The 12357-nt window shown below is 58.7% G+C and carries 9 protein-coding genes; 5 read left to right on the top strand and 4 right to left on the bottom strand.

Features of this window, described 5'->3' with window-relative positions:
• A partial coding sequence (locus tag Q0239_RS08970) for a glycoside hydrolase family 3 protein (RefSeq protein ID WP_298601449.1) occupies positions 1–1995 on the bottom strand: 1995 nt, incomplete at its 3' end.
• A 387-nt stretch (positions 1996–2382) separates the two neighbouring features.
• Here Q0239_RS08970 and Q0239_RS08965 point away from each other — a divergent pair.
• Together Q0239_RS08965 and Q0239_RS08960 are read left to right on the top strand one after the other, a co-directional pair.
• Positions 2383–4794, top strand: coding sequence for a TonB-dependent receptor (locus tag Q0239_RS08965; RefSeq protein ID WP_298601447.1), 2412 nt, complete (start codon positions 2383–2385; stop codon positions 4792–4794).
• A gap of 99 nt (positions 4795–4893) precedes the next feature.
• Positions 4894–6138, top strand: coding sequence for an MFS transporter (locus Q0239_RS08960; RefSeq protein ID WP_298601444.1), 1245 nt, complete (start codon positions 4894–4896; stop codon positions 6136–6138).
• Here Q0239_RS08960 and Q0239_RS08955 read toward each other — a convergent pair.
• Genes Q0239_RS08955 through manD form a run of 3 tightly spaced genes read right to left on the bottom strand, consistent with a single transcriptional unit; the run spans position 6135 to position 9784 of the window.
• Positions 6135–7010 carry a sugar kinase gene (locus tag Q0239_RS08955; RefSeq protein WP_298601451.1) on the bottom strand — a complete coding sequence of 292 codons (876 nt, stop codon included), beginning with the start codon at positions 7008–7010 and terminating at the stop codon, positions 6135–6137. The genes Q0239_RS08960 and Q0239_RS08955 overlap by 4 nt on opposite strands.
• A 12-nt stretch (positions 7011–7022) precedes the next feature.
• Entirely contained in the window at positions 7023–8564 is a 1542-nt protein-coding gene (locus Q0239_RS08950; RefSeq protein ID WP_298601441.1) for a hypothetical protein, read from the bottom strand.
• A gap of 11 nt (positions 8565–8575) precedes the next feature.
• Positions 8576–9784 carry a D-mannonate dehydratase ManD gene (gene manD, locus Q0239_RS08945; protein WP_298601438.1) on the bottom strand — a complete coding sequence of 403 codons (1209 nt, stop codon included), beginning with the start codon at positions 9782–9784 and terminating at the stop codon, positions 8576–8578.
• Positions 9785–9884: 100 nt separating this feature from the next.
• Here manD and Q0239_RS08940 point away from each other — a divergent pair, with 100 nt between their 5' ends.
• From Q0239_RS08940 to Q0239_RS08930, 3 genes are all read left to right on the top strand, one after another.
• On the top strand, positions 9885–10628 hold the full coding sequence (locus tag Q0239_RS08940; RefSeq protein ID WP_298601435.1) for a FadR/GntR family transcriptional regulator: 744 nt from the start codon (positions 9885–9887) through the stop codon (positions 10626–10628).
• Entirely contained in the window at positions 10628–11587 is a 960-nt protein-coding gene (locus tag Q0239_RS08935; RefSeq protein WP_298601432.1) for an alpha/beta hydrolase, read from the top strand. Before Q0239_RS08940 ends, Q0239_RS08935 begins: the two co-directional genes overlap by 1 nt.
• 2 nt (positions 11588–11589) lie before the next feature.
• The coding region (locus tag Q0239_RS08930) for a glucuronate isomerase (RefSeq protein WP_298601429.1) at positions 11590–12357 on the top strand (768 nt) is incomplete at its 3' end.

Below are 12357 nucleotides of genomic sequence, written 5' to 3'. Positions count from 1 at the left end.
GCCGGGGAATTGGTCGGTCTTGATAGAATCGAGAAAGGCTTTGCCTGCAACCGGAAAGGTCACTGGCAATTTGCCCGACGGGTTGACCTTTCCGAACAGCACATCGGCGACGATATTGCCGTCCTCCTGCCCCGGGAACCAGCTTTCCAAAATAGCTGGTCCCTTTTTCCCGAGCAACGAAGCGGGCAATGAAACGCCGGCATTGTCCTTCAGCACCAGCACCGACTTCGCCGCCATCGATCTACCGCTGGTTGAGCGGGCCGCCATCAGCGCGTCAATCATCGCCGTCGTGCGGCTATTCTTGACGGCGTTTTTGCCTTCGCTGGTCGCGATATTGTTCGATCGTCCGGCGTACCAATCGAGGCTGCTGCCAAGCGATGCAGGCGCGGCCAGATGCTTCCCGCTGGCGTCAGTAAAGGTCGCCCGATCAGCGCCTTCTTCGGAAATGGTACCCGCCATCATCACGACGGCGTCTGCCTTGGCCGCCTCGGCAACGGCATCGGCAAAGCTCGCCGGCTTGCCATCGATCGTAGCATTTGCATTGTCATCGTCGACAAGGATCAGCCGGACCGCAGCATCCTTTGACAGCGCAGCGCGTAGTCCATCGATTGGTGTTACAGTATAGTTGGGCACCACGTCCGAACTGCCGCCGCCAGCGCCCATAGGTTCGCCCACCACCGCGCCGCCCGCGACTGCCTGTTGGGCATAGACCTGACTTGCCTTGCCGATCAGCACCAGCGACTTCAGATCGTTCCGCATCGGAAGTGCGCCATTATTCTGGAGGAGCACAGCCCCGCGCCCGCCAATTTCTCGCGCCTTTCGTCGGCCTGCGGCAAAATCGATCGGGGTGTGTGCGAGTTTGCGATGGAAAACCCCCGCCTTGATCGCTTGGGTATAGCGTCGCTCGAGAGCGGTATCGATGTGAACGACATTCAGCTCACCACGCGAAAGTGCTGCCTTCATCCTGTCAGCTGCCCAGTGCGTCGGAAAGGGCATTTCATGATCCATACCATTGGCCATGGTCGCCACCGTACTCTTCATCGCGAAAAAGTCCGACTGAACATAGCCAGTAAAGCCCCAGTCCTTGCGCAAGATATCCGTCAGCACCTCGCGGCTTTCACAGGCCGATTGCCCTTTCACATAATTATAGGCCCACATCCCCGCCGCCGCCTTGCCGTCCTTCACCGCCATTTCGAACGGCAAGAGATAGAGTTCGCGGAGCGTCTGACGATCAACCGTAGTCTGGATCGTCATGCGGTTGGTTTCCTGCTCGTTCGCCGCATAGTGTTTGGGCATTGCGATCAGGCCGCGCGACTGGATTGCCTTGGTCTCCGCCACAGCCATCACACCGCTGAGATATGGATCCTCGCCGAAATATTCGAAATTCCGCCCGAGGATCGGCAGGCGCGCAAGATTAACGCCCGGCGCTTCAAAAACATGCAGCCCCAAATTGTGCATCTCGGTCGCGATGACTTCGCCATAAAGCGCCGCCATCGCAGGATCGAAGGAGGCGGCCGCTGTGGTTGCGGAGGGCAGCGCTGTGGCCTTGGCTGAGCTGGGGTGGGTCAGTACACCGATCTGGACAGGGCCGAAGCCGAAATCGACGGTGGGCTCCTTCATCACATCAAGCGACACGCAGTCATTTTGACCCAAACCGACAGGCCCGTTCGTGATGCGGAATGTCGGGATATTGAGCGAGGCAATTCCGGTGACGTGGCGGGCACCATAGCATTGCGGTAATTCGGGCAACACTTCCGGTCGGGCGCCGGTCAATTGTTGCAGTTTCTGCTCAAGGGTCATCGCCGATAGCAACATTTTCGCGCGTTTGTTGGCGATCGCCTCTTTCGCTGCATCATCCTGTGCGGCAGCCTGTTCAGCAACGACGGCCTCATCCATCCAGGGATTTTGCGCCTGCGCCTGTACAGGCATCAGTGCCACAGCCAGCGCAATCACTCCACCCGACATCGTCAGTTGTGCTTTTAAATCCATCGCCATCACAGCCTCCCAACCAAAAACGATTCTTCCGTCTACGAGTGGTAAGCGAGATTAACACAAATGGCCAGACCAATTTTGCATGCGGATCAGCGTCAGGGCTATCATGGTTTTTCCCGTTCTGTAGCTTATAGTTGGAGGAATCCTGATAATGTCTCGGTGCTACTTTTCGATAGTGACGGTGGTTAAGACCAGTGCAGATAGCTCTGATAACCCGCTTCACATCCAACAAAAATGGCAGAAATTCATACGCATTATGGAAATTGCAGGTGCTGTCAGTCCCCACGCAGCGTTATTGCGCTTGACATAGTTTACCGAATTGTGACAATTGGCCTTACCATTTACAAAAGTTGGTAAGGCTGCCGCGAGTCGCGGTTTGGGAGGATTGCTATGTCACGTAAATATGCACTGCTGGCTGGCGCCAGCATCCTGATGATCTCGACGAACGCTTTTGCGCAGGACGCGGCACAAGAGCCGGTCGCGGTTGAAGAAGACACAGGCGGCCTTGAGGAAATCGTCGTCACCGCGCAAAAACGCGAACAGAATATGCAAAGCGTGCCGGTTGCCGTGACTGCACTTGGCGCCGAAGCGATCGAAAATGCCCGCATTGCCGACTTTTCAGACCTGACGCGAGCAGCCCCCTCGCTGACCATCACCCAGACCACCTCTTCACCGAACAATGCGATCGTCCTGCGCGGCATCGGCACCTTCGCTTTCTCGATCGGCGTGGAGCCCAGCGTCGCAGTCATCATCGACGATATGCCGGTGGTGCAGCAGGCGCAGGCTTTCGACAATCTGGCCGACTTGCAGCGCATCGAAGTTCTGAAGGGTCCGCAGGGCACGCTGTTCGGCAAAAGCTCCTCGGCTGGTGTGGTCAATATCGTGACCAACGATCCCGACAATGATTTCATGGGCAATATCTCGGCGACGGCAGCAACCGACGGCGATGTGCGACTTGAGGGCGTTGTATCCATTCCCGTTGGCGAAGGCGCTGGTGTTCGCCTGACCGGCTTCTATCACAATTATCCGGGCAACATTCACAACCTGACATCGAATACGCATTTGAACGATCAGGAAAATTACGGCGTTCGCGCAAAGTTCAAATCCGAACTGACCGATACACTGACCTTCACTTTGACGGGTGCGTACAGCAAGGCAGAACAGGACGGTACCGCAACCAGCCTGCGCGGCATTTTCGGAACCGGAACGCCCAGCGTTTTTGGCGCCGTTCCGTTGATTCCAACATTGGTTGGTATAACGCCGGGGACGGGAAACTACCGCTCCCGAGTAGATGCATTGGGCGCGACCGCCAACACGACAAAAAGCGTTGCCGGCAAATTCAATCTTGATCTCGGCTTTGCCAACCTGATTTCGGTGACCGCCTACCAGGATTGGAAGTTCAACTTCCAGAATGATTTCGACGGCACCGATGCGAATGTTCTGGGTGCGCTCACCGGCGGAACCGCAAATGGCGGCATCGCTCAGGCCGGCCCCTATCATTCGACCAACCTGTCGCAGGAATTGCGCCTGGTTTCGAGCGGCAATGACGCGCTGAAATATGTCGTCGGCGCATTCTATTCAGATGCCGAAACCGATCGCGCCTTCTTGCGCGGCCCTGTCGTCGCACGCGCCAATTGGGAAGCCACCAATGGCAGCAAGAGCCTCGGCTTGTTTGCGCAGCTCGACTACACATTGCCTACCGAAACAACCATCAGCGCGGGCGTGCGCTATAACCGGGAAAAGATCAGCGTCGCTTTCGACAATCTTCTCGGCACCACGGCAAATGCCTGTGCACCAAACACCCTCGCCTGCCGGGGTTCGAACACCGACAGCGTCATTACCTGGAAGGGTTCGATCTCGCAACAGGTGGCACCCGATGTGATGGTCTTCGGTAGCATCGCACGCGGTTACAAAGGCTTTGCCTATGACATCGTCACGGGCTTCAACCCTGCCCGTATCGATGCATCGCTGAACGGCACCGGACCGGGCTTGGTCGGCGTTGGCCCGATCCAACCTGAAAAGTCGGATTCCTATGAACTCGGCATCAAAAGCCGTTTCCTCGACAATCGCGTGCAGTTGAACGTCATCGGCTTCTATACCGATTACGACAACTTTCAGGCGCAGTCTGCAATCCTCGTCGGCACACCCCCGGCACCGCAGTTTGTGCTGAATAATGTCGGCAAACTGCGCACCAAAGGTGTCGAGGTTGAGCTGCAGGCAAAGCCGACCGATTGGCTGCGTCTTGATGCAGGTGCAACTTACACCGATGCAACCATGACCAGCTTCCCCAATGCACAGGGCTATGCGGGTCAGACGGGAGCGATCTGGAACGGCACAGCTTCGGCACTGCAGGGCAATTGTACGTCAGCACCTGCCGCAACTGCAGTTGCCCCGCGTACGCTTTGCTCGTTCCAGGACCGCTCGGGCGCGCAACTGCCCAATTCGCCCAAGTTCAAATGGAATGTCGGCGCGACGGCTGATTTCGCGCTGATGGGAGATGCGACGGGCACGCTGATCCTTAACTATCAGCATCAGAGCAAGGTAAGCTTTGACCTGTTGGGTAACCCGCTGCTCGAACAACCGGCTTATGGTGTGTTCAACGGCAGCTTCGGCGTCCAATTTGCCAACATCAAGGTGACGGCCTTCGTCAACAATCTGTTCAACAAGCATTATGCATCGAGCATGGCCGACAATTTCGGCGTTGCAGGCGGTAGCGCGACCAACGACACGCACCCCGTCTATCAGTTCCTTTCAAGGGACTCGCAACGTTATGGCGGCATCAAGCTCGGCATTTCCTTCTGATTCCATGCAGGCATAGCTTGCATGCAACTGGCCGGGCTTTCTTAGGATAGCCCGGCCTGATTTTTTATGAGACACGGAAAAAGTGGGGAGGAGAAGGCCATGCTGAAAAGAGGCAATTTGCGCTGGTGGATTATCGGGTTGGTAACGCTCGGCACGATCCTCAACTATCTCGCCCGCTCGACCCTGTCGGTTGCTGCACCCACGCTCAAAGACGAATTCAGCATGGATACCGAGCAATATAGCTGGGTCGTGCTGGCGTTTCAGGCAAGCTATACGATCATGCAAACCGTGGCCGGCGGCATACTCGATGCGCTCGGCACGCGGCTTGGCTTCTTCCTCTTTGCGATCGGCTGGGCCTTTTCGAACATGGCGCACGGCTTTGCGACCGGGGTTTGGAGTCTTGCCTTTTTCCGTGGCCTGTTAGGCGCCACCGAAGCAGCGGCTATTCCAGCAGGGGCGAAGACCGTCTCCGAATGGTTCCCGCCTAAGGAAAAGCCGCTCGCAACCAGCCTGTTCCAGATGGGCACCAGCGTCGGCAATATGGTCGCACCCCCTTTGGTGGCCTTTTGTATACTCTATTGGGGCTGGGAATCGGGCTTCATCATCACAGGTGCGTTGAGCCTTGTTTGGGCCTTCCTCTGGTATTGGGGCTATCGCACGCCTGCCGAACATCCCAAGCTGGGTGATGCCGAACGCGCCTATATCGAGCAAGGTCGGGCCGACGATGTGCAGGGCAAGCCGGCAACCCGCACGGAGGTGCTCAAATCGCGCAGCTTCTGGGCCATTGCAGTGCCACGCTTCCTCGCCGAACCGGCATGGCAAACCTTCAACTTCTTCATCCCGCTTTACCTTGTCGCGGTTTGGAAGCTTGACCTGAAGAGCATCGCGCTCTGGGCCTGGCTTCCCTTCCTCGCGGCCGATTTCGGCAGCCTCGCCGCAGGCCTCCTCCCCGGCTGGCTGCAGAAGCGCGGGGCGAGTTTGCTCGCCTCGCGCAAGATTACCATGACCATCGGTGCGCTGTGCATGGTCGGCCCCGCCTGCATCGGCCTGGCCGGATCGCCCGAACTCGCCATCGCATTGTTCTGTATTGGTGGCTTTGCGCACCAGATGCTCAACGGCGCGCTGATCACATTGTGCACCGACGTGTTCGACAGCAAGACGGTAGGTACTGCGAGCGGTATGGCGGGCACGATAGCCTGGACCGGCGGCATGTTCTTCACCTTCCTGATCGGCCAAAGCGCCGACACCTATGGCTATAACCCGCTGTTCGTAGCGCTGGCTGCGCTGGATCTGGTGGGGGCTGTGGTGCTGTGGGGGTTGCTGCGCAGCAAGAAGCCGACTTAATCGAGGTTGGGTATCGCCCCGCGGCGCATCACACACCAGCCCGCGAGGCGATGCCCGGCGATCACCGCTTCCTGAACTGAGGCCCCATCCATCCGCGCGGCGAGATAGCCACCGTTGAAGGCATCGCCTGCGCCGCTGGTGTCGACAGGTTGCAAGACTTCGGGCGGCGGGAGTATCTCGCCGTTGGGAAGCCGAGCACCGTCAGCGCCCAGTTTAACGATGGTTTCAGCGCAGCCTAGCTTGCTCCAATGCGCGGCCACGGCTTCGGCGCTGGCATCGCTCGACAGCAGGGTTTCATCCTCCAGCGTCGGCAATCCAATATCGGCGCAAGCGATGGCGGCATCGCGCGCCTCTCTGGCCTCCTCTGCGCTTCCCCACAATCGGGGGCGGTAGTTGCCGTCGAAGGCGACTTTACCTCCACGCGCGCGGGCACGGCGGCACAGTGCGTAGAGCCGCTCCCGGGCTTCGGGTGGCAAAATGGCCAGCGTGATCAGCGAATATGCGATGAGGTCTGCCTGCTCGGCAATCGCCAGTGCATCCTCGATACCGGGGAGTGCGAACATCTCGCGCGCGGCGCTGGTGTCGCGCCAATAGGCGAAGCTGCGCTCACCGCGATCATCGGTCGATATCGCATATAGGCCAGTTGCGCGTGTCGGGTCATCGAGGATCAGCGAGGTATCTATGCCTTCTGCCGCCCATTCGGACTTCAGTTTTGCGCTGAATGGATCTTGGCCGAGCGCTGTCAGATAGGCGACGTCATGCCCTGCCCGCGCGAGATGGACCGCAGTGTTAAGCGTGTCGCCACCATAGCCAAGGTTCCAGCCGTCACCGCCGCGTGACAGCTCATGCATGGCTTCACCAATGAGAACGATGCGCGACAAAGGCTAACGACAAGCGCTGTTGTTGGCATCCTTCACCGCGATGAAGGCGATGGACTGGCCGGGGATCGATAGCGCGCCGGTCACCATGACACCTTCAAGCCCGGTCAGCTCGCCCTTATCGCTCAGCGCGGGGGGCTTGCCATTGACCAGCACGGCTTTGGTGTCGAGCGGTTGGCCGGTCATCACCCAGCGATGCGCATTCTGGCCGACGGGAAGCGATCGTGGAGTGGTGCCAGTGTTTAGCACGGTCAAACCAACGCCACCCTTCTGCCCAGCAAGACAATGCGCGTATATCCGCACATCCGGCGAAGGCGATTTGGGCGAAGAAAGCACTGTTTTCCCCATAGTTCGCTTCCACAGCACGGCCGCCCAATAATTGGGGCGTGGCGTCATCGTGTCGCGCTCGATCAGTGCATAATCAGAGGTTGCGAGCGTATTGTGCATTACCACCTGGACGCCCTTTTGCGCGAGCAGGCCATTCTGGTTGAGATAGCGGAAGCTATCGAGGAAGGTCGACGCCCAGGGGGAACCGCCGCACGCTGCCTGTGCGGTCTCTGTGTTCCACAGCGGTTTGCCCTTCTCATATTTGTCGCGCAGCGCACCATAAAAATTGAAATCTAACAGCGTGCGATCAAGCCAATCGGGATTCAACGCATCAGCCTTGACCGCAGTGCCGAGGCCCATCGCCGCGCAACGTTGCGAAACCGATCCGTAAAAATGGTAGCTTACTGCATCCAGGCTACCGGGATTTCGCTTCATCATGTCTTCGGATGAGACATGGCCCGCAAAAAGCGGATTGTTCGGCGCAATCTTGTGAAGCTCTTCAAACAATGTGCCTTCGCCCGCACCGCCGGGACCGATGATTTTCATCTCCGGAGCAGCCTTGCGCGCCCAATCGCGAAAGATACGGAACTCTTTGGCATAATTTTCGGCATCATAGCCCTTTGGCATGCCCAATGCAGCAGCCGGGATATTCGGCTCGTTAAAGAACTCGGCAGCGTAGAGGCTTCCGCCTGCCTCCTTTGTGAGATCGACGACGCGTTGCGCCTGGTCGGTCTTCCAGACGCCATCAACTCCGCGCGTGCCGCCGCTGACCGCAAAGCTGGTGACGATCGGCGCATTGACCGCCTTGGAGAAGGCAACAACATTGCGCCATTGTTGGCGGGTCAGCACCTGCTTGTAGCCTTCGGGCGGGGCCGTCAGCTTTTCGCCTTCAGCTTCCAGATAGGTGTTGTTCGACCAGGTCCCGCTGACCCGCATCAGTGACGGACCGAGATTCCTTGCAAGCGCAATCAGCCTGGGGTCAGTCAGGTCGAGTGGAGGCCGTTCGCGATACATATCTGATGGCGTCGTTCCTCCGGAACCATAGGGCGCCCAGAAGCGTCCGCCGGTCACCTCCACCATCTCGACATTATAGGCTTGGTAGCGTTCGTCGACCTCGCCAAGCTTGGCAAGGTCTGAAAGTCCAAGTCCATCGGTTGGCTTGCTGGAGCAGGCGGACAAGGCCAGTGCCATCGCGGCTGTTGCGATCAAATGGGTACGCATTCTGTCTCTCCCTACCAATTCCACATCGTGCCATCTTCCAGCCGCGCGACCGGAAGATAGGCGGGCTTGTAAGGATATTTCGCCGCCAACTCCTCGTCGATATCGACACCATGGCCCGGGGTTTCGCTGACGAACAATTCGCCTTTGTCGAAGCGGTAATCATGCGGGAAGACAGCGTCGGTTTCTTCGGTATGCCGCATATATTCCTGAATGCCGAAATTGGGCACCCAGGTGTCGAAATGCAGCGCTGTACCCATGGTGACCGGCGAAAGGTCAGTTGCACCGTGGCAGCCAGTGCGCACCTGATAGAGACTCGCCAGATCTGCAATGCGCCGCAGATGCGTGACGCCGCCTGCGCCAACGATGGTGCAGCGGATATAATCGATCAGCTGGTTCTGGATCAAATCCTTGCAATCCCAGATCGTATTGAAAATTTCGCCCACAGCGAGCGGAGTTACCGTGTGTTGGCGGACCAGCTTGAACGCCTCTTGATTTTCGGCCGGGGTGCAATCTTCCAGCCAGAAAAGCTGGAAAGGCTCAAGCATCTTGCCCAGATTGGCCGCCTCTTGCGGGGTATAGCGGTGATGCCCGTCGTGCAGCAAATGATGATCAAAGCCATAGGTATCGCGCAGTTTCTCGAACATCTTGGGCACATAGTTGAGCGCCTTGCGCGTGTCCCAACCCGTTACGCTGGGTAGGGCTGCATCGGCTGGTTCGTAGTAGAGCTTGCCTCGGCCGACGCCATAAGCGTCCTTGATGCCCGGGACCCCGGTCTGCGCGCGGATCGCCTTATATCCCATGTCGATATAATGGCCGACGGCATCAACGGTTTCCTCGATATCGCTGCCATTGGCATGGCCATAGACCATCACGCCGTCACGGCTACGCCCGCCAAGCAATTGGTAGAGCGGCATACCCGCCATCTTCGCCTTGATGTCCCACAGGGCGACGTCGACGGCCGCAATGGCGCGCATCGTAACGGGGCCGCGACGCCAGTAAGCGCCGCGATAGAGATATTGCCAGATATCCTCGATCCGGCGCGGGTCCATGCCGATCAGGCACGGCACCACATGATCCTCCAGATAGGATACGACCGATAGTTCGCGGCCATTCAGCGTCGCATCGCCAATGCCATAGACGCCCTGGTCGGTCATGATCTTCAGCGTCACGAAATTGCGCCCTGGGCATGTGACGATGACTTTCGCTGCGGTGATCTTCATGGCGCTATCGAATCCTTTGGTCTGGCGCTAAATACCGAATTCATACTTGACCAATGGCTTTTGGCCTGTCAAGTTTAATCAAATTGGTAAGGCCAAAATTATGACAACGCAAGATCGTCTCTATCAGGAACTCGCCCGCAAGCTCATCGATGAACTGGCTGCGGGCAAATATGCCGTCGGCGATCGTATGCCGGCAGAACGCGAATTGTCTGCCGAATATGATGTCAGCCGCCCGACGGTACGCGAAGCAATCATCGCGCTGGAGGTGCAGGGGCTGGTCGAGGTTAAGGTGGGATCGGGCGCCTATGTGAAACGTCTGCCCGGGAAGGAAGACATTCCCGGCTTCAACGTCACCGCCTTTGAGCTGACCGAGGCGCGTCTGCTTTTTGAAAGCGAAGCGGCTGCACTTGCGGCGACACAAATCAGCGACGAAGAGATTGAAGAGCTGGTGAAGCGGGTCGAGGATATTGCGCTCGAAAACCAGACCGAAGGCGGAACCGAAGAGGCCGACCGCGAATTCCACCTCGCCATCGCCCGCGCAACCCGCAACACCGCAGTCTATCAGACCATCGAAGAATTATGGAAACTGCGCCGCACATCACCCGAAAGCGCGCTGCTGCACGCCAAAGCACGCTTTGCGAACATCAAGCCTGTGGTCGACGAACATAGCGCCATTTTGGAAGCCTTGCGCAACCGCGACCCCAAGGCTGCCCGCGCAGCCATGCGCACGCACCTCTCGTCGGTGCTCGATAGCCTGCTCTTCGCGACCGAGGAAAAGGCGATTGAAGAAGCCCGCAAAGCGGCGGCTGCAAAACGCCGACGCTACACTCAGGCCGCCAATTGATGCTGGAACGGCGGGACATTCTGGCCATCGGGGCGACGGGTGCGCTTGCTGTAGCCTTGCCCGTATCGGCGCGGAAACCGGCCATTGCACAACGCATCGCCTTGTGGCCCAAAGGCGCACCTGAGCCTTCGCCCGTGGCACTGACAGAGAGTTTCACCGAACGATCTTCCAACGCGGCCGTTGTCGATCGTGCGCTGAAAGGGGTTTCCGCGCCTTGGCTTGAAATGCTCCGCCCGGCCAAACCCAATGGTGCCGCGATCATTTCAATCCCGGGCGGCGGCTATCGCCATATGGCGTGGGACAAGGAAGGCCTCGATATTGCGCGCTGGTTTGCAACGCGGGGCGTGACCGGCTTTGCGCTTGCTTATCGCCTGCCAAATGACGGATGGGCTGGTGGACCATTGACGCCGCTGGCAGATGCCCAGCGCGCGATACGACTTGTGCGTTCCCGCGCGGCGGAATGGGGGATCGATCCAAACCGCATCGCCGTCACCGGCTTTTCGGCAGGCGGGCACTTGTGCGCCAATCTGGCGGCTCAGTTTGGCCTCCAAGCCTATGAACCGCAAAACGACATCGATCAGCTATCGGCCCGCCCCGATCTGGCGGCACCCATTTATCCGGCGATCATGATTGACGAGCTGAGCGCTGCCCTACCCGCAGGCCAAAGCCTGTTTGGTAAAGAACTGAGTGCCGAGCAGCTGGCGCTGCATTCGCCCCACCTCAATGTGCACGATGATTCGCCTCCGCACTTCCTGCTGCATGCGGAGGATGACCCGCTGGTCGGGCCAGAACATTCGCTCGCGCTCCGCACCGCCTTGCTAGCGAAGAAAATCCCCGTCGAAACGCATCTGCACGCCAAGGGCGGGCATGGTTTCGGCATCCGCAACACCAAAGGCCTGTCCTTGGAACGCTGGCCCGAGCAACTGCTCGCCTTTGGCAAGTCGACCGGCTGGATCTGAATATGCCCCAACCCCTTTCGCTTCACCCCGACCGCCTATTTCCGTCGGATGGCAAAACCCGGTCTGTTGCCCAGCGGCTCTATGCGGAGGTAGCGGCGCTGCCGATCATCAGCCCGCATGGCCATACCGACCCCGAATGGTGGGCGACCGACGCGCCGTTTGGCAATGCGGCGGAGTTGCTGCTGCACCCGGACCATTATGTCTTTCGCATGCTCTATTCTCAAGGCGTGCCGCTTGAGGCGCTGGGGATCGGCAATGCGGAGGCCGACCCGCGTGAAAGCTGGCGGTTGTTTGCCGAACGCTATCCCCTGTTTCGCGGGACGCCCTCGCGCATGTGGCTCGATTGGGTGTTTGCCGAAAGCTTCGGGATCGACGTGCTGCTGGGAGCGGAAACTTCCGACTATTATTTTGACGTGATCACGGACAAACTGGCGACCGACGCCTTCCGTCCGCGCGCGCTGTTCGAACGCTATAACATCGAGGTGATCGCAACGACCGAGAATCCGCTCGACGATCTGCGCCATCACAAGGCCATATGCGAGAGCGGTTGGGGCGGTCGCGTGATTACCGCTTATCGCCCCGATCCGGTGGTCGATCCGGAATTTGAAGGTTTTCTCGATAATCTGAAAACATTGTCCGATCTGACCGGCGAAGATTGTTTCAGCTGGCGGGGCTATCTCGCCGCACATCGCAAGCGTCGGGCCTTTTTTGCTTCCATGGGGGCGACCTCGCCTGACCATGGCCACCCCCCCGCGCGCCCGGCTGACCTG

Source organism: uncultured Sphingorhabdus sp. (assembly GCF_937872355.1).
Taxonomy (GTDB): domain Bacteria; phylum Pseudomonadota; class Alphaproteobacteria; order Sphingomonadales; family Sphingomonadaceae; genus Sphingorhabdus_B.
The sequence above is the reverse complement of the archived record's forward strand: the minus strand, read 5'-3'. Positions and strand labels throughout refer to the sequence as shown.